Raw genomic sequence first — 16,863 nt, forward strand, 5'->3', positions numbered from 1 at the left:
GACTTGCGGAAAGCGCGATGTGCGCACCCAAAAAGAAAAGCCGGGCCCAAGGCCCGGCTTTTCTGTAAAGTCCCGTAAGGGATACGATCAGTTGACCGCGTCCTTCAGGCCCTTGCCAGCCGAGAATTTCGGCACGTTGCGCGCCGGAATCTGAACGGTGGCACCGGTCTGCGGGTTGCGGCCCGTAGAAGCCTCACGGCGCGAAACCGAGAAATTGCCAAAGCCTACGAGGCGGACGTCCCCGCCATTCTTCAGTTCGCCTTCGATGACGGAGAAAACCGCATCGACCGCAGACTGGGCGTCGCTTTTCGAAAGGTTCGCAGAATCCGCGACTGCGGATACGAGCTCGTTCTTGTTCATGAAATTACCCCTTCCTGATAAGGGCCAAGTGATGCGACTCACTTGGCTCGGCACACTCTAGGGAGAAGTGCGTTTATGACCAAGAGAGAAAAGTTTCAAAACGGGCTGAAACCCCACGTTTTCCGGGGTTTTCGACAAAAAAAGCCGGGCTCGAAAGCCCGGCTTTATACTTTTCGCTTTTGCTTGAGCATACGGCGTCATCGCAAGGCAAACGGCCTCCTCGACCTGCCGTAGCGTCAATGAGCGATCGTCTGACCACCCGCTTCGGTGACATCAACCTTGCCGGTGCTTTCCACAGGCTCCACCCATTCGATGGGCTCAGGCATGCGGGTCAGCGCGTGCTGAAGCACCTCGCCCACCCGGCTGACCGGCACGATCTCAAGACCGTTCTTCACGTTCTCCGGAATATCGGCCAGGTCCTTGGCGTTTTCTTCCGGGATCAGCACCTTCTTGATGCCGCCGCGCAGGGCAGCGAGCAGCTTCTCCTTCAGGCCACCGATGGGCAGGACGCGGCCACGCAGGGTGATCTCGCCGGTCATGGCGATGTCCTTGCGCACCGGAATGCCCGTCATGATCGACACGATCGCCGTCGCCATGGCGACACCGGCAGAGGGACCATCCTTGGGCGTTGCGCCTTCCGGCACGTGCACGTGGATGTCCTTCTTGTCGAAGACCGGCGGTTCGATGCCGAAATCGACGGCCCTGCTACGGACATAGGAGGCCGCGGCAGAAATCGATTCCTTCATCACGTCGCGCAGATTGCCCGTGACTGTCATCTTGCCCTTGCCGGGCATCATGACGCCTTCGATGGTCAGCAGTTCGCCACCGACTTCCGTCCAGGCAAGGCCTGTAACGACACCGATCTGATCCTCGCCCTCGGCCTGGCCGAAGCGATAGCGCGGCACGCCCAGATAATCGGCAAGGTTCTTCGCCGTTACCTTTACGGACTTCTTGCCACCATCCTTCTTCGAATTGCGCAGGATTTCCGTCACCGCCTTGCGCGCCAGCTTCATCAGCTCGCGCTCGAGGTTACGCACGCCCGCCTCGCGGGTGTAGGTGCGGATGATCTCCTGCAACGCATCGTCCGTGACGGAGAATTCCTTCGGCTCAAGCGCATGCTCGCGAATCGCCTTGGGCAGCAGATGCCGCTTGGCGATCTCCACCTTCTCGTCCTCGGTGTAGCCCGCGATACGGATGATCTCCATGCGGTCCATCAAGGCCGGCGGAATGTTGAGCGTGTTGGCCGTGGTGACGAACATCACACTCGACAGATCGTATTCCACCTCGAGATAGTGATCCATGAAGGTCGCGTTCTGCTCAGGGTCCAGAACCTCCAGCAGGGCCGACGACGGATCGCCACGGAAATCCATGCCCATCTTGTCGATCTCGTCGAGCAGGAAGAGCGGGTTGGACTTCTTCGCCTTCTTCATCGACTGGATGACCTTACCGGGCATCGAGCCGATATAGGTGCGGCGGTGACCGCGGATCTCGGCCTCGTCACGCACACCGCCCAGCGCCATGCGCACATATTCGCGGCCAGTGGCCTTTGCGATGGACTTGGCGAGCGAGGTCTTGCCGACGCCGGGAGGTCCAACGAGGCACAGGATCGGCCCCTTCAGCTTACGCTGGCGGCTCTGCACGGCCAGATACTCGACGATGCGCTCCTTGACCTTGTCGAGACCGAAGTGATCGGAATCGAGCACCTCCTCGGCAAAGCTCAGATCGTTCTTGATCTTGCTCGGCTTCTTCCACGGAATGGACAAGAGCCAGTCGAGATAATTGCGCACAACCGTCGCTTCCGCCGACATTGGCGACATGGTCTTGAGCTTCTTCAGCTCCGCATCGGCCTTCTCGCGCGCTTCCTTGGAGAGCTTCGTCTTGGCGATACGTTCCTCAAGCTCGGCGGCTTCATTGCGACCGTCCTCGCCCTCGCCGAGCTCCTTCTGAATGGCCTTCATCTGCTCATTCAGATAGTACTCGCGCTGGGTCTTCTCCATCTGGCGCTTGACGCGCGAACGGATGCGCTTTTCCACCTGCAGCACGGAAATCTCGGCTTCCATGAAGCCCATGGCCTTTTCCAGGCGCTCACGCACGGAAAGCGTGGCCAGCATTTCCTGCTTCTCGGGAATCTTGATCGCAAGATGCGAGGCGACCGTATCGGCCAGCTTCGAGTAATCCTCGATCTGGCTTGCGGCCCCGACGACCTCGGGGGAAATCTTCTTGTTGAGCTTTACGTAATTCTCGAAGTCGGAAACCACGGAGCGCGCCAGCGCCTCGATTTCCACCTCGTCCTCGGCCGGCTCGGGCAAAACATCGGCATAGGCCTCGTGAAACTCCTCACGCTCGGTGAAGGTCTTGACGCGCGCACGCGCCGTGCCCTCCACAAGCACCTTCACGGTGCCGTCGGGCAGCTTGAGAAGCTGCAACACATTGGCAAGCGTACCGACGTCGTAGATACCGCTCGGTTCCGGATCGTCGTCCGCAGCGTTCATCTGCGTTGCGAGAAGGATCTGCCGTTCGGCCCCCATCACCTCTTCCAAGGCCTTGATCGACTTGTCACGACCGACAAAGAGCGGAACGATCATGTGGGGGAACACAACGATGTCCCTGAGGGGCAACACCGGATACAGCGTATCACCACCGGCAGTCTTGGGGGATTGCGTCATTTTTCAGCCTTTCAAACCGTGGCCGCTCAAGAGCCAGCCACGGAACAGAGTCTAAACGGCCAGAGCCTTATATTCCAGCATCATCCGCATGTTGCGCAACGCTTACAGGAACAAAACTCCGCCCTCGTTCCTCCATTAGTTGGAGGCGCAGGCCGGCAAGATCAAGGCCCGCTGTGGAGCTCCTGCAGCAAAGCCGGCAAAGGATGTGCGGGAGAAGGTCAGTAGCCGAAGAAAAAACACCGGCCATATGAGAGGCCGGTGCTTGAAAATCAGGCGCTTGCGTTGCCCTTTTCCTTTTCCCGCTCCGCATAGATGTAGAGCGGTCGGGCATTGCCAGCGACGACCTCGTCGGAAATCACAACTTCTTGAACGCCCTCAAGCGCGGGGAGCTCGAACATGGTGTCGAGGAGGATCGCTTCCATGATGGAGCGCAGACCGCGCGCACCCGTCTTGCGCTCGATGGCCTTGCGGGCAATCGCGGCAAGCGCGTTTTCATGGAACGTCAGCTCGACATTCTCCATCTCGAACAGGCGCTGATACTGCTTCACGAGCGCATTCTTCGGCTCGCTCAGAATCTGCACCAGAGCAGCCTCATCGAGGTCCTCCAGCGTCGCCAGAACCGGCAGACGGCCGACGAATTCCGGGATCAGACCGAATTTCAAAAGGTCTTCCGGCTCCACCTGACGGAACAATTCACCCGTGCGGCGATCCTCCGGGGAGGCTACGGTCGCCCCGAAGCCAATCGAGGTCTTGCGACCGCGGTCGGAGATGATCTTGTCGAGACCGGCAAAGGCGCCGCCGCAGATGAAGAGGATGTTGGCCGTATCCACCTGCAGGAACTCCTGCTGGGGATGCTTGCGCCCACCCTGCGGAGGCACGGAAGCAACGGTGCCTTCCATGATCTTCAGAAGCGCCTGCTGCACGCCCTCGCCCGAAACGTCACGAGTGATCGAGGGATTGTCGGACTTGCGCGAAATCTTGTCGATCTCATCGATGTAGACGATGCCGCGCTGGGCGCGCTCGACATTGTAGTCGGCGGCCTGAAGCAGCTTCAGGATGATGTTCTCTACATCCTCACCCACATAGCCGGCTTCGGTCAGCGTCGTCGCGTCGGCCATGGTGAAGGGCACATCGATGATACGGGCGAGCGTCTGGGCAAGCAGCGTCTTGCCGCAACCGGTCGGGCCGATCAGCAGGATGTTGGATTTCGCCAGCTCGACATCCGCGCTCTTGGAAGCGTGGGCAAGCCGCTTGTAATGGTTGTGGACCGCCACGGACAGAACACGCTTGGCATGCGACTGACCGATAACGTAGTCATCCAGCACCGTCATGATTTCCTGCGGTGTGGGCACGCCCTCGCGCGACTTCACCATCGAGGATTTGTTTTCCTCGCGGATGATGTCCATGCACAGTTCGACGCACTCATCGCAAATGAAGACGGTCGGTCCCGCAATCAGTTTGCGGACCTCGTGCTGGCTCTTGCCACAGAAGGAACAGTACAGCGTATTCTTGGAATCTCCGCCGCCGCTGCTGACCTTGCTCATGTCTTACGTCCTTTCACTACCACCGGCATCCCGGACGGTTGAAGCGCTTCGAGCGCCCTCATAGCGCTACTGCCTCCGCTTCGAAACGAAACACAAATCCGAAACTGCGGCAACAATGCCAAGCCCCCTTAGAGAAGTTGTCGGTGGAAACTCAACATAGGCTTAACGTAGGCGTTCGCGCGTAACCTGCAAACACAAATTTATGACAGAAATGCCGCAACCAGACGACAAATGCGCGCCTGTGGCCTGTTGTCCACGGCGCGCATCATTCCGGTTCCGACCGAAAGCCGCCCTGAGGCTACCCCCGAGCGAATCAGGCCTCTGCCGGTTTTTCCTGGTCCTCACGCGAGGTAAAGACCTTGTCGATCAGACCGAAATCGAGTGCTTCGTCAGCGGTCATGAAGTGATCGCGGTCGAGCGTGTTCTCGATGGTTTCGTACTCCTGGCCCGTGTGCTTGACATAGACCTCGTTCAACCGGCGCTTCAGCTTGATGATATCCTGGGCATGGCGCTCGATGTCGGAGGCCTGACCCTGGAAGCCGCCCGAAGGCTGATGAACCATGATGCGCGCATTGGGCGTCGCAAAGCGCATATCCTTATGGCCGGCGCACAAAAGCAGAGAGCCCATGGAGGCCGCCTGTCCGATGCACAGGGTCGAGACCGGCGGACGGATGAACTGCATCGTGTCGTAAATCGCCATGCCCGAGGTGACGACACCGCCGGGCGAATTGATGTAGAGGGCGATCTCCTTCTTCGGGTTCTCCGCCTCGAGGAAGAGAAGCTGCGAGCAGATCAACGAGGCCATGCCGTCCTCTACGGGACCGGTCAGGAAGATGATGCGCTCCTTCAGGAGACGCGAAAAGATGTCGTAAGCCCGCTCGCCCCTGTTCGTCTGCTCGACGACCATGGGCACCAGATTCATGGCTGTATCGACGGGATTCGGCATAAAGCACCTTTTTCGGTTTGGAATTGCGTGCCGGCCTCTGGGGCGCGCGCAACATGTCGGAATCGTTTTTGACCTATCGATAGATAGGACGCCCCCTTCCCTTCGCGCAAGAGCAGGAGCCGCAAAGCCTTAATTTACAGCATATACGAAAGCGGCGCGGAAGGATTTCCACGCCGCTTCAGCCATTTCTGCAAATGTCTCAGATCTTGGCGAGCGCCTGCTCCAGATCGCCGATCACATCCTCGACATCCTCGATACCAACCGACAGACGGATCACATCGGGGCCAGCTCCTGCCGCCACCTTCTGCTCGTCGGTGAGCTGACGGTGCGTTGTGGAGGCCGGGTGGATGATGAGCGATTTGGTATCGCCGATATTGGCAAGGTGCGAGAAGAGCTCGACACCCTCCACCACCTTCACGCCTGCGTCGAAGCCACCCTTCAGGCCGAAGGTGAACACCGCACCGGCACCCTTGGGCGAATATTTCTGCATCAGAGCGTGGTTCGGGTCTTCCGGCAGGCCAGGATAGGAAACCCAGGAGACCTGATCCTGCCCGCGCAGCCATTCGGCCACCTTCAGCGCATTGTCGCAATGGCGCTGCATGCGCAGTGCCAGCGTCTCGATCCCGGTCAGAATCTGGAATGCGTTGAACGGCGAGATGGTCGGGCCGAAATCGCGAAGCCCAAGAACCCGGCAGGCAATGGCAAAGGCAAAATTGCCGAAGGTCTCGTGCAGAACCATGCCGCCATATTCAGGGCGCGGCTCGGAGAGCATCGGATATTTGCCCGACTTCGACCAGTCGAATGTTCCGCCGTCGACCAGCACGCCGCCCAGCGAATTGCCGTGGCCGCCCATGAATTTGGTCAGCGAGTGAAGCACGACGTCCGCGCCATGCTCGATCGGGCGCAGCAGGTAAGGCGTCGCCATGGTGTTGTCGACGATGAAGGGCAGTCCGTGACGGCGCGCAATCTCGCCAATACCGTCGAGGTCGACGAAAGTGCCGCCGGGGTTTGCAAGGCTCTCCACATAGATCGCCTGGGTGTTCTCGTCGATCTGGCTTTCGAAGCTCGACAGGTCTTCCGGGTCGGCCCAGCGCACATGCCAGTCGAAATTCTTGAAGGCATGGCCGAACTGGTTGATCGAGCCGCCGTAAAGCTTGCGCGCCGCGATGAAATTGGCGCCCGGGCGCATGATGGAATGAAAGGTGAGAAGCTGCGCCGCGTGGCCGGAAGCCGTTGCAAGAGCCGCCGTGCCGCCCTCAAGGGCCGCCACGCGTTCCTCGAGAACCGCCTGGGTGGGGTTCATGATGCGCGTGTAGATGTTGCCGAACGCCTTCAGGCCGAACAGCGAAGCCGCGTGATCGACATCGTCGAACACATAGGAAGTCGTCTGGTAGATCGGCGTCGCGCGCGCTCCTGTCGCGGGATCCGGCTGGGCGCCGGCATGAACGGCCAGCGTGTTGAAACCGGGGGTACGCTCACTCATGACATTTCCTCCAAATTACGACTTCGTTCCGGAAACGCCCCGCAGCCATGCCGGCCGGACGGCGCCCTGTCTGGTTGCTTTTTCGCATTCACGCGGGTGGCGGATGCTCTGATCCGGCCAAAGACTGGCCCTACTGCTTCTGCGCATAAATGTTCGGGCATCAATACAGAGGCCATCGGGGCGAAGCAAAGAAGATTTGTCCCATGGGCATGGGCAAAGCGGAAAATCAGCGCTGGCGAATGCCGAAGCTCTGGAAACCCTTGCGCATCAGCGGCTTCTTCGAAGAAATCACCCTGCTGTTGACACCATTCCAACCGATTTCGCCGGCAAGGCGGGCATATTCGATCTTCGGGCAGCGGTTCATCACGACCTTGATACCCTTTTCCTCAAGGCGCGCGGCGGACGCATCGTCACGCACGGTGAGCTGCATCCAGACCACCTTGGGTAACGGGTCCATGGCCAGAACCTCGTCCGTAACACCCGGCACGGCGGCAGAAGGGCGGAACACGTCCACCATGTCGACCGGTTCCGGCAAGTCGGCAAGCGTCGCGAAGACAGGCCTGCCAAGGATTTCCTTGCCGGCCTGGCCGGGATTGACCGGGTGGACCGTATAGCCCTTGTCGAGCAGATATTTCGTGACGAAGAAACTCGGACGCACCTCGTTTGCCGAAGCGCCGACTATGGCAATGCTCTTCACCGAGGTCAGAATGCCCGAAATATAGGCGTTGTCGTAGTCGTCGTGGTTCATCGTCACTCTCTCAAAACATGCCTGTCAAAACGTGCCTGCAAAGCTTCGCGGACCGTCTGGCACCCCGAAATCCGGCCGAACATATCCGCCCCGGGCCGGTCATGCTACGCTGACCCTCCATCAACCGAAAATGCCGGAGTGTCACCCATGGTGCGCTATCTCGTTTCCGCACTGTCCCTGCTGGTCCTTGCCGGGCCGGCGGAGGCCATATCGCGTTACAATTCAACTGCCATGAGCTGCGCGAACGCGCAAGCAAGGATCGCCCGCGAGGGCGCCGTGATCATGCGCTACCCGGCGCGCTTCACGAAAGGCCTTACCCTCTACGACCGCTACGTGATCAACGGAAATCTCTGTCCCAGCGGGCATATAGCGGTGCGTGCCCATATTCCCACTGCCGATACGCCGGAATGCCCTGTCCTGCGCTGCAAGCTCGACATGCGCGACCGCTCGCTGCGGCATCCCTGGTTCTTCGACAACTGAGCGCAAAGCACCCTTCCGGCCGGAAACGATCTGCTTCTTTCCGACCGCAATGCCCTTGTCCGACAACAGGAAAAGAAGTTTCAATAACATAAATAAACGATAGTAAATCCTATCGTTTATTTATGTTTATATGCACTTTTAACCACAAACCAGCGCCCTTTACATCTCGCCATCCCGCGCCGGCATCGCGCCGATTTCATCGCGGGGGTTGTCATCAACAGCGAGATCGAAAGGACGTTCCATGCGCCATTCCCACGCCCTTGCCCTTGGTGTGGCCCTTTTCTCCATTTCAGCCCAACAGCTCAATGCGGCAGAAAACAGCTGCCGTCAGGCCCGCGCAGCCGTCGAAACCGAGGGGACAGCTCTGTTCCAGCTCAAATCGCCAGGCGGGTTCATTGCTCCACGCTACCAGAGCTTTGCCGAAAAGGCCCCGGCCTGCACCCTCGCCGGCCTTCCCGACGAAGTCTTATACATCCCTGAAACGGAGGCCTTGGCCTGCGCTCCGGTCGACTGCAAAGCAAACGGCGCCTAACCGTTGCCGGACACTTTGCAATGCCGGATATCAAAGGAGGCAGGCCACAGGCCTGCCTCCTCCAAACCGGCAAAGGCCGAAATTCCTCTATTTGTCCTGCCATTCGGGCGCGCGCTTCTCGATGAAGGCGCCGATCCCCTCCTCCGCGTCGCGGGCAAGCATGTTCTCGACCATTACCCGAACCGTATAATCATAGGCTTCCGAAAGGTTCATCTCCGCCTGATGATAGAAAGCCTCCTTACCGATCTTCACCGTCAAGGAGGATTTGGAGGCGACGAGCTTCGCCATGCCTTTCACCGTTTCACCCAGAGCATCGCGGGCGACCACGCGGTTCAGGAGACCGAAGCTTCGTGCTGTCTCTGCGTCCATCATCTCGCCGGTCAAAAGCATTTCCATGGCGTGTTTGCGGGAGACATTGCGCGACAGCGCCACCATGGGCGTTGAGCAGAACAGGCCGATATTGACGCCGGGCGTCGCAAAGCGTGACACGTCGCTCGCCACCGCCAGATCGCAGGAAGCCACGAGCTGACAGCCGGCTGCCGTCGCCACGCCATCCACCTCGGCAATCACCGGCTTGGGATGGCGCACAATGGTCTGCATGAGACCGGCACACAGTTCCATGGTCTTTTCGAAGAAGGCCCGACCGCGATCAGTATCCTTGCGATGCGCCGTCAATTCCTTGAGGTCGTGGCCCGCCGAGAAGAGCTTCTCGCCCGAGCGCAGGACGATAACCCGGACGCCGGCATCGTCGCGCGCACGCTCCAAAGCCCCCTTCAAAGCCTCCATCATGGCAATGGAAAGGGCATTCGCCGGAGGATTCGCCATGGTCAGCGTCAATAATCCTTCCGCGCTCGACGCAGAAACCAGCGGCTTCACCGCATGTTCGCCTGCCAATGCCGCTTCACCCATCGTTTTCCTCCCGGACGAATGTTTGCCTTGAATACTCGGCTTCAGCATAGTGCGCCTTGTCTGGCGGCTGCAATCCGGCAATTGTCTGAACCTCATGCGCCAGCAATGACATCTGCGGGAGGACGGTGAATGGATCAACGGCAATTACCTGGTGCCTATGTTCCTGTAATGGGGGCCGAGGAAGTGAACCGCTTTCTGCGGGAGGTTTTCCCCCAGGCCTGCGGCGGCGACCCGCAGGAATACCGGGCGACGGACATTCGCCCCGGCTGCTGCACGGTGCGCCTCGATGCCGGGTTCAAGCATCTACGCCCCGGAAACACGGTTTCCGGCCCTTCGCTCTTTGCCCTTGCGGATATCGGCGGGTATGTCTGCGCCCTCTCCCATATCGGGCCCGAAGCGCTGGCGGTGACCACCAATCTCAACATCAATTTCATGCGCAAGGCCGTGGCGGGCACGGTCGAGGGCCATTGCCGCATCCTCAAGCTCGGACGGCGGCTGATGATTTTCGAAGCCGAAATCGTGGCCGGTGAACACTCGGAAATCGTCGCACATGCGACCGGCACCTACTCTATTCCGCCCGTTCGAGCAGGCAGCTGAAGGGAAATTCAAGGCGAAATTTACGGTATCCAATTACCACAAAATTAAGCCATTGATTTTGCTAATTTATTTTTACAGAACTACGCATACCAGTGCTTGACGTAATCGCCCCGCACGGGTAGGAAACCCCAGCTGCTCCGGCTTTTCGGGGCAGTTCCTGTTTGGGTTGCAGTTTTTTCTTCTCGCGACACAAACAAAAGCAACAAGAAACGCCCAGCCTTCCGGCAGGGATCATGAAAGTGGAAAAACCCATGAAAACCTTTTCGCAGAAGCCTGCGGAGGTGACGAAGAAGTGGATCCTGATCGACGCCGAAGGTCTCGTCGTCGGCCGTCTCGCCACCATCGTCGCCAATCGCCTGCGCGGCAAGCACAAGCCCACCTTCACCCCGCATGTGGACGATGGCGACAATGTCATCATCATCAACGCGGACAAGGTGGTCTTCACCGGCAAGAAGTACACCGACAAGAAGTACTACTGGCACACCGGCCATCCCGGCGGCATCAAGGAGCGCACCGCGCGCCAGATCATCGAGGGCCGTTTCCCGGAGCGCGTTCTTGAGAAGGCCGTCGAGCGCATGATCCCGCGCGGCCCGCTTGGCCGCCGCCAGATGAAGAATCTGCGCGTCTACGCCGGCGCTGAGCATCCGCATGTCGCCCAGAACCCGGAGACGCTCGACGTCGCCGCCATGAGCAAGAAGAATGTGAGGGCCCAGTAATGGCCGAAATCAACTCTCTCCAGGAACTGGGCGCGGCAACCGCCGCTCAGGCTCCCGAGCAGCAGGCTCCGGTCCATGTGCAGAAGCTCGACGCACAGGGCCGCGCTTACGCCACCGGCAAGCGCAAGAACGCCATTGCCCGTGTGTGGGTGAAGCCGGGTTCCGGCAAGATCACCGTCAACGGCAAGGAATTCGCCACCTATTTCGCACGCCCGGTTCTGCAAATGATCCTGCAGCAGCCGATCGTTGCCGCCAGCCGCAACGGCCAGTACGACATCGTCGCCACGGTCGTCGGCGGTGGTCTCTCCGGTCAGGCCGGTGCTGTGCGCCACGGCATTTCCAAGGCTCTCACCCATTATGAGCCGGAACTGCGCGGCGTTCTCAAGAAGGGCGGCTTCCTGACCCGCGACAGCCGCGTGGTCGAGCGCAAAAAGTACGGCAAGGCGAAAGCCCGTCGCTCGTTCCAGTTCTCGAAGCGCTAAGCTTCAGGACAGACCGAACGAAAAAGCGGGCCTTCGGGTCCGCTTTTTTGTTGCGCGGTTTTCTGCTTGCCCCTACCCATTGGCCCCAGCCAAGGGCCGGTATGCTGAAGCCCTTGCACGGAGAAGCGCCATGCCGTCGCATTCCATCGACCACGCCTTCGCAGCCCGCTCCCTGACGGGAGCCGCCAGCGACCCGACCTATGCGGGTGCGCTCTCCTTCATGCGCCGCAAGTTTTCCAAGAATCTCAAGGGCGCCAATGCGGTTATATGGGGCATTCCCTTCGACGCGGCTGTTTCCAACCGGCCAGGCGCGCGCTTCGGGCCGCAGGCGATCCGCCGCGCCTCCGCCATCTTCGACAACGATCCGCAATATCCTTTTGAGCGCGATCTCTTCGCCGAAATGGCCGTGATCGACTATGGCGATTGCCTGCTCGACTACGGCAATCACCAGAAGACGCCGGCAACAATCGAGCGGGAAGCGGCAAAGATCCTGAAATCCGGGGCCTTTCTTCTGTCGCTTGGCGGCGACCATTTCGTCACCTGGCCGCTTCTCAAGGCCCATGCGGCGGTTCACGGGCCACTCGCCCTCGTCCAGTTCGATGCTCATCAGGACACCTGGCATGACGATGGAAAGCGCATCGATCACGGTTCCTTCGTGGGACGTGCGGTGCGTGACGGGCTGATCGATCCTGCCGCTTCCATCCAGGTCGGCATCCGCACTCACGCGCCGGAGGATTGCGGCATCCGCATCGTTCACGGCTTCGAGGTCGAGGAAATGCGCTCCGCCGAGATCGCGGCAGCGATCCTTGAGCGGGTGGGCGACCGCCCGGCCTATGTGACCTTCGACATCGATTGCCTCGATCCGGCCTTCGCGCCGGGCACGGGCACGCCGGTCGCGGGAGGACCTTCGAGCGCCCGGATGCTTTCGGTGATACGCCAGCTCGGCGCGCTGAACATGGTCGGCGCGGATGTGGTGGAAGTGGCCCCGGCCTACGACCATGCCGACATCACGGCCATCGCGGGCGCAACCATCGCCATGCATTATCTGGGGCTTCTCGCTGAAAAGCGACGAAGATAAGAGCTCACAGACAGATTCAACGCGCTCGCGCATTGATTCCGCATCGCGGCGCAACCAATTGAAATACGATTCTTTTCGGGAACAAGACATGACGGCGAAAATCTTCATCGATGGCGAACATGGCACCACGGGTCTGCAGATCAGGACACGGCTTGCCGAGCGCCGCGACATCGAGGTCATTTCCATCCCGCCGGAAAAGCGGAAGGACGCCGACGCCCGCGCGGAATTCCTCAATGCCGCCGATATCGCCATACTGTGCCTGCCCGACGACGCGGCGCGCGAGAGCGTTTCGCTCATCGAGAACAACACGACACGCGTCATCGATGCCTCCACCGCGCACCGTGTGAGCGATGGCTGGACGTACGGCTTCGCCGAGATGGACAAAACCCAGACGGATGCCATCCGCTCGGCCGGCCGCGTTGCCAATCCGGGCTGCTGGCCGCAGGGCCCGATCGCCTTCCTGCGCCCGCTTATCAAGGCTGGGCTTCTTCCCGACAGCCTGCCTGTCACGGTGAACGGCATTTCCGGCTATTCGGGCGGCGGCCGCACCATGATCGAGGATTACGAGGCCAAGGGCGAAGACGCGCCCGAGTTCATGCCCTATGCACTGACGCTGAAGCACAAGCACGTGCCTGAACTGCAGGCCTATTCGCGCCTTTCCGGCGCACCGCTGATGCAGCCTGCCGTCGGAAATTTCGCGCAGGGCATGCTGACGGCCCTGCCCCTTCAGCTCGGCCATCTGGACCGCGTGCCGACGGGTGCAGAGCTTCATGCCGCACTTGCTGGTCACTATGGTTCGGTCGGCGGCGTGGTGCGGGTCGCTCCGCTCGGTGACATGGAGCGCACGGGCGGTCTCGATCCCGAAAGCCATAACGACACCAACGACATGACACTGTATGTCTTTGCCAATGACGCCCGCGCACAGGCGCTTCTGATTGCCGTCTACGACAATCTCGGAAAGGGTGCCTCCGGCGCGGCCGTGCAGAACATGGACCTGATGCTGGAAGGGCGCGACTGAGGCCCTTCCTTGAAACCGCCTGCCTTTCCCGTCGCGTGGAACATCGTCTCGGCTCAGCTCATGGCCGATACGCCCGCAAGCTTCGTCTGGGAGGTCCGTCGCGCTGACGGCAGCCGCGCCGTGGTCAAGGACATGAAGCCCGCCGGTCTCGAAAACGAGAAGACCGGCGCGCGCTTCCTGCAATGGCGCAATGGCCGCGATGCAGTCAGGCTTCTGGGCTGGGAAAACCAGGCCCATCTGCTGGAGTATGCCGGCGACCGTACGTTGCTCGACGAACTGAACGAGAAGGGTGACGAAGCGGCAAGCGAACTCGCCATTGAAATGCTCGTCCGACTGGGCGACGATTCAGCCCTTGACACCCCTCAAGGGCTGACTCCCCTCGATGAGCATTTCCGCAGCCTCTTTACCCGCGCCGACCATGATCGGCAAAACGGTCGCGAGACACTCTTCACGGATGCCGCGGACTGCGCGCGCAAGCTCATCGCGAACCAGCGCGACCTGCGTCCCTTGCATGGCGATTTCCACCACGAGAACATGCTTCACGGCCCGCGCGGCTGGCTCCTGATCGACCCCGCAGGCGTTTACGGCGATGCCTGCTACGATGCGGCCAATCTCTTCTACAACCCGCTCGACAGGGATGATCTGCGCGGCGATCCCGCCCGCGCCGAAAGGCTCGCCCGTCAGCTTGCGCGCCGGCTCGGGCGCGAGGAGAGCGATTTTCTCCTCTATGGTTTCGTGCATGCCTGTCTTTCGGCTTCATGGCATCTTGGGGACGACAACCGGCAAGAGGCCGAACGCAGCCTCAACGTTGCTCGCGCCGTGCACGCCGCGCTTTAGGGCTAAAACCCAATCAGAGTATTGAACAGGTTTGGCAAATCAGATTCTCTTCGTGCCAAGGCATGATGGAGGCGTTGATGAGCAGGCTTTTCTGGTTGAGCGACGAGGCTTGGGCGGTGATCGAGCCGCATCTGCCAACCAACCAACCCGGCGCTCATCGCACCGATGACCGCCGGGTCATCAGTGGCATCATTCACGTGCTGCGCTCGGGTTGCCGGTGGCAGGATTGTCCTGCCTGCTACGGACCGCCAACGACGATCTACAACCGCTTCCATCGGTGGTCGGCGCGCGGAATATGGCGACGATTGTTTGACGCCCTGGTGCAATCGAGCGATCGGGACATCCACATGATCGACAGCACCACGTCCAAGGCCCATCGATCGGCAGCGGGCGGAAAAGGGGGGCAGACGGCCAGGCAATCGGCCGCTCGCGAGGCGGCAGGTCGACAAAAATCCATGCTGTTGTCGATAGCTGCGTCCGTCCCCTCGCGATCAATATAACGCCGGGACAGCGGGGGGACGCGCCCATTGCCGTGCCGCTGCTCGCAACCCTGCCACCCGCCCGCCTATGTGCCGCCGACACCGCCTATGACAGCAATGTCTTGCGCGCGTTTCTCATCGCGCGCGGCACCGAGCCGGTGATCCCCAACAATCCAACTCGAAAGAACATCCAGCCATTCGATGCTGAAGCTTACAAGCGCAGAAACATCATCGAACGAACCTTCTGCCGTCTCAAGGATTGGAGACGCGTCGCGACCCGATATGACAAGCTCGCAATCAACTTCGCAGCAACCTGCTACATAGCCGCAATCTTCACATGGTGGGCATGATTGAGTCTCGACCCTAGAGCATGTTGCAGTCAACTGGGATCACCTGACGTCCGCACAAATGCAAAAGCATGGAGATAGAACGGAGCAGCGTTTCTGCGAAACGATGAACCGCTCTAATAGATCGCCTCCTCCTCAGCCTGCGGCACGTCACCCGGCATGGGATAAGATCCCTTCGCCGCCCGCCAATGGGCACAGGCGAAGAAGAGCAGGATAAGCGCAATGCCCTGATGGGTGAGCGCTACATCTATGGGCACAACCATCAAGAGCGTGGTGATGCCGATGGCCGCCTGAACCACCACCAGAAGAGCAAACAACACGGCACGCCGCGCGTGCGTCGTGCGCGGTTCGGCGCGCAGCACGAAGACCGCCTGCCAGATGGCTAGCGCCAGAAGCAGATAAGCGCCAAGGCGATGCACGAACTGAACGCTCTTCGGATTCTCGAAGAGATTGATCCAGAAGGGCGACTGGACGAACAGACCGCCGGGCACCAGCGAGCCGTCCATCAACGGCCAGGTGTTGTAGGTCATGCCGGCCCGCAGGCCCGCCACCAGACCGCCCAGATAGATCTGAAAGAGCACGGCGACGACCATCCAGCCAGCAAAACGGCGCACGCCCTCACCGGCCCGACCGCCAGAATGCGGTGCGAGCCCACGCGCCACGAGCGCCGTGGCGGCGAAGATCAGGCAGGCGATGGTGAGATGGGTTGCAAGCCGATACTGACTGACATCCACCCTGTCGACCAGGCCGGACGCCACCATCCACCAGCCGACTGCGCCCTGGAAACCGCCGAGGGCCAGAATGCCCAGAAGCTTGAGCTTCAAGTGGTCTTCCAGGCGTCCCGACAACCAGAAGAAGGCGAGAGGCAGGGCAAAGATGAAGCCGACGCTGCGGGCCAGAAGCCGATGCGCCCATTCCCACCAGAAAATGGTCTTGAATTCCGACAGGCTCATGCCTTTGTTGACCTGCTGGTATTCGGGAATCTGCCGGTATTTGGCAAACTCTTCCTGCCATTCGGCCTCACCGATGGGGGGAATGACGCCGTGGATCGGCTTCCATTCGGTGATCGACAGGCCCGATTCGGTCAGACGGGTCGCACCGCCCACGAGCACCAGCGCAAAGAGCGTCAGGAGAACGACATACAGCCAATAGCGCACAAGCTTGCGGTTGCGCAGGAGCTGGTCCTGCGCAACAGGCGCAGGCGTGGCGGCGGAAACGGTCATGTCCAATGTGGCAACCATCTTTGTTGATGTGTTGCAGGTTAGGTGAACCAATGACGCGCATCTTGCAAGAAGAAGCCGCCTTCGCGCGACAAGCCGCCGCGCCATACGCGCGATTGCATATGCGCCTGCGGCCTTTTATGAAGCGGGGGGAAAGGTTTTTCGAATGCCCGTACGCCTCAGGAAATTCATCGGCATGGTCGCGCTCGTGGCGCTCGTCATCGTCTATGCAGTGCTTTCAACCGCCGTGGCGGTGGCGCAGCTTGCCGAATCCGGCCCGCTCGTGCACCTGCTCTATTATCTTCTGACGGGACTTCTTTGGGTCGTTCCGGCCATGGGCATCATCAGCTGGATGGTCGGCAAGCCTGATCCCAGCGCCTGACCGTCGATCATTCCTTCATCTTTTCGGCCTAGCCTGCTT

At 60.3% G+C, this 16,863-nt stretch carries 17 protein-coding genes and 1 pseudogene; 10 read left to right on the forward strand and 8 right to left on the reverse strand.

Annotation, left to right across the window (positions count from 1 at the left end):
• Positions 1 to 87 precede the first annotated feature (87 nt).
• From hupB to NA8A_RS09055, 6 genes are all read right to left on the reverse strand, one after another.
• Complete coding sequence (hupB, locus tag NA8A_RS09030; protein WP_009450126.1) at positions 88 to 360, reverse strand: DNA-binding protein HupB; 273 nt, start codon at positions 358 to 360, stop codon at positions 88 to 90.
• A 236-nt stretch (positions 361 to 596) separates the two neighbouring features.
• Positions 597 to 3,026: an endopeptidase La gene (gene lon, locus NA8A_RS09035; RefSeq protein ID WP_009450128.1), complete on the reverse strand. Its 2,430-nt coding sequence runs from the start codon at positions 3,024 to 3,026 to the stop codon at positions 597 to 599.
• Positions 3,027 to 3,295: 269 nt separating this feature from the next.
• Positions 3,296 to 4,570: an ATP-dependent Clp protease ATP-binding subunit ClpX gene (gene clpX / locus NA8A_RS09040; protein ID WP_009450130.1), complete on the reverse strand. Its 1,275-nt coding sequence runs from the start codon at positions 4,568 to 4,570 to the stop codon at positions 3,296 to 3,298.
• A gap of 313 nt (positions 4,571 to 4,883) precedes the next feature.
• Positions 4,884 to 5,516 (reverse strand): ATP-dependent Clp protease proteolytic subunit, encoded by a 633-nt coding sequence (locus NA8A_RS09045; RefSeq protein WP_040672183.1) that lies wholly within the window; start codon positions 5,514 to 5,516, stop codon positions 4,884 to 4,886.
• Between the two features lie 199 nt (positions 5,517 to 5,715).
• Positions 5,716 to 6,999 (reverse strand): O-acetylhomoserine aminocarboxypropyltransferase, encoded by a 1,284-nt coding sequence (locus NA8A_RS09050; protein ID WP_009450132.1) that lies wholly within the window; start codon positions 6,997 to 6,999, stop codon positions 5,716 to 5,718.
• Between the two features lie 226 nt (positions 7,000 to 7,225).
• The gene (locus NA8A_RS09055; RefSeq protein ID WP_009450133.1) at positions 7,226 to 7,747 is read right to left on the reverse strand and encodes a CoA-binding protein; all 522 of its coding nucleotides are present in this window, start codon (positions 7,745 to 7,747) and stop codon (positions 7,226 to 7,228) included.
• A gap of 147 nt (positions 7,748 to 7,894) precedes the next feature.
• Between NA8A_RS09055 and NA8A_RS09060 the strand changes: the two genes are divergently transcribed.
• Positions 7,895 to 8,227 (forward strand): hypothetical protein, encoded by a 333-nt coding sequence (locus NA8A_RS09060; RefSeq protein ID WP_009450134.1) that lies wholly within the window; start codon positions 7,895 to 7,897, stop codon positions 8,225 to 8,227.
• 241 nt (positions 8,228 to 8,468) lie between these two features.
• Positions 8,469 to 8,759 (forward strand): hypothetical protein, encoded by a 291-nt coding sequence (locus NA8A_RS09065; protein ID WP_009450135.1) that lies wholly within the window; start codon positions 8,469 to 8,471, stop codon positions 8,757 to 8,759.
• Between the two features lie 87 nt (positions 8,760 to 8,846).
• On the opposite strand, the gene NA8A_RS09070 is transcribed toward NA8A_RS09065, so the two are convergent.
• Entirely contained in the window at positions 8,847 to 9,668 is an 822-nt protein-coding gene (locus tag NA8A_RS09070; protein WP_009450136.1) for an enoyl-CoA hydratase, read from the reverse strand.
• Between the two features lie 129 nt (positions 9,669 to 9,797).
• On the opposite strand from NA8A_RS09070, the gene NA8A_RS09075 reads away from it, so the two are divergent.
• From NA8A_RS09075 to NA8A_RS24640, 7 genes and pseudogenes are all read left to right on the forward strand, one after another.
• A complete protein-coding gene (locus tag NA8A_RS09075) occupies positions 9,798 to 10,265 on the forward strand; it encodes a PaaI family thioesterase (protein ID WP_009450137.1) in 468 nt (155 codons plus the stop codon).
• A gap of 251 nt (positions 10,266 to 10,516) precedes the next feature.
• Positions 10,517 to 10,981, forward strand: coding sequence for a 50S ribosomal protein L13 (rplM, locus tag NA8A_RS09080; protein WP_009450138.1), 465 nt, complete (start codon positions 10,517 to 10,519; stop codon positions 10,979 to 10,981).
• Complete coding sequence (gene rpsI, locus NA8A_RS09085) at positions 10,981 to 11,463, forward strand: 30S ribosomal protein S9 (RefSeq protein ID WP_009450139.1); 483 nt, start codon at positions 10,981 to 10,983, stop codon at positions 11,461 to 11,463. Before rplM ends, rpsI begins: the two co-directional genes overlap by 1 nt.
• Before the next feature lie 130 nt (positions 11,464 to 11,593).
• Entirely contained in the window at positions 11,594 to 12,541 is a 948-nt protein-coding gene (speB, locus tag NA8A_RS09090) for an agmatinase (protein ID WP_009450140.1), read from the forward strand.
• An 88-nt stretch (positions 12,542 to 12,629) separates the two neighbouring features.
• Positions 12,630 to 13,559, forward strand: coding sequence for an N-acetyl-gamma-glutamyl-phosphate reductase (argC, locus tag NA8A_RS09095; RefSeq protein WP_009450141.1), 930 nt, complete (start codon positions 12,630 to 12,632; stop codon positions 13,557 to 13,559).
• A gap of 9 nt (positions 13,560 to 13,568) precedes the next feature.
• Complete coding sequence (locus tag NA8A_RS09100; protein ID WP_009450142.1) at positions 13,569 to 14,396, forward strand: aminoglycoside phosphotransferase family protein; 828 nt, start codon at positions 13,569 to 13,571, stop codon at positions 14,394 to 14,396.
• 77 nt (positions 14,397 to 14,473) lie between these two features.
• Positions 14,474 to 15,225 (forward strand): annotated as a pseudogene (locus tag NA8A_RS24640) (IS5 family transposase).
• A 113-nt stretch (positions 15,226 to 15,338) separates the two neighbouring features.
• Here the strand turns inward: NA8A_RS24640 and NA8A_RS09115 are convergent.
• A complete protein-coding gene (locus tag NA8A_RS09115; RefSeq protein WP_009450145.1) occupies positions 15,339 to 16,463 on the reverse strand; it encodes a COX15/CtaA family protein in 1,125 nt (374 codons plus the stop codon).
• Positions 16,464 to 16,608: 145 nt separating this feature from the next.
• Between NA8A_RS09115 and NA8A_RS09120 the strand changes: the two genes are divergently transcribed.
• Entirely contained in the window at positions 16,609 to 16,824 is a 216-nt protein-coding gene (locus NA8A_RS09120) for a DUF2842 domain-containing protein (RefSeq protein WP_009450146.1), read from the forward strand.
• The last annotated feature ends 39 nt before the right edge of the window (positions 16,825 to 16,863 follow it).

This window comes from Nitratireductor indicus C115 (genome assembly GCF_000300515.1).
GTDB lineage: Bacteria > Pseudomonadota > Alphaproteobacteria > Rhizobiales > Rhizobiaceae > Nitratireductor > Nitratireductor indicus.

Bases quoted from the DNA above. Each gene is read 5' to 3' on its own strand.
- hupB (WP_009450126.1), bottom strand. From the start codon at position 360: ATGAACAAGAACGAGCTCGTATCCGCAGTCGCGGATTCTGCGAACCTT.
- lon (WP_009450128.1), bottom strand. From the start codon at position 3,026: ATGACGCAATCCCCCAAGACTGCCGGTGGTGATACGCTGTATCCGGTG.
- clpX (WP_009450130.1), bottom strand. From the start codon at position 4,570: ATGAGCAAGGTCAGCAGCGGCGGCGGAGATTCCAAGAATACGCTGTAC.
- NA8A_RS09045 (WP_040672183.1), bottom strand. From the start codon at position 5,516: ATGCCGAATCCCGTCGATACAGCCATGAATCTGGTGCCCATGGTCGTC.
- NA8A_RS09050 (WP_009450132.1), bottom strand. From the start codon at position 6,999: ATGAGTGAGCGTACCCCCGGTTTCAACACGCTGGCCGTTCATGCCGGC.
- NA8A_RS09055 (WP_009450133.1), bottom strand. From the start codon at position 7,747: ATGAACCACGACGACTACGACAACGCCTATATTTCGGGCATTCTGACC.
- NA8A_RS09060 (WP_009450134.1), top strand. From the start codon at position 7,895: ATGGTGCGCTATCTCGTTTCCGCACTGTCCCTGCTGGTCCTTGCCGGG.
- NA8A_RS09065 (WP_009450135.1), top strand. From the start codon at position 8,469: ATGCGCCATTCCCACGCCCTTGCCCTTGGTGTGGCCCTTTTCTCCATT.
- NA8A_RS09070 (WP_009450136.1), bottom strand. From the start codon at position 9,668: ATGGGTGAAGCGGCATTGGCAGGCGAACATGCGGTGAAGCCGCTGGTT.
- NA8A_RS09075 (WP_009450137.1), top strand. From the start codon at position 9,798: ATGGATCAACGGCAATTACCTGGTGCCTATGTTCCTGTAATGGGGGCC.
- rplM (WP_009450138.1), top strand. From the start codon at position 10,517: ATGAAAACCTTTTCGCAGAAGCCTGCGGAGGTGACGAAGAAGTGGATC.
- rpsI (WP_009450139.1), top strand. From the start codon at position 10,981: ATGGCCGAAATCAACTCTCTCCAGGAACTGGGCGCGGCAACCGCCGCT.
- speB (WP_009450140.1), top strand. From the start codon at position 11,594: ATGCCGTCGCATTCCATCGACCACGCCTTCGCAGCCCGCTCCCTGACG.
- argC (WP_009450141.1), top strand. From the start codon at position 12,630: ATGACGGCGAAAATCTTCATCGATGGCGAACATGGCACCACGGGTCTG.
- NA8A_RS09115 (WP_009450145.1), bottom strand. From the start codon at position 16,463: ATGGTTGCCACATTGGACATGACCGTTTCCGCCGCCACGCCTGCGCCT.
- NA8A_RS09120 (WP_009450146.1), top strand. From the start codon at position 16,609: ATGCCCGTACGCCTCAGGAAATTCATCGGCATGGTCGCGCTCGTGGCG.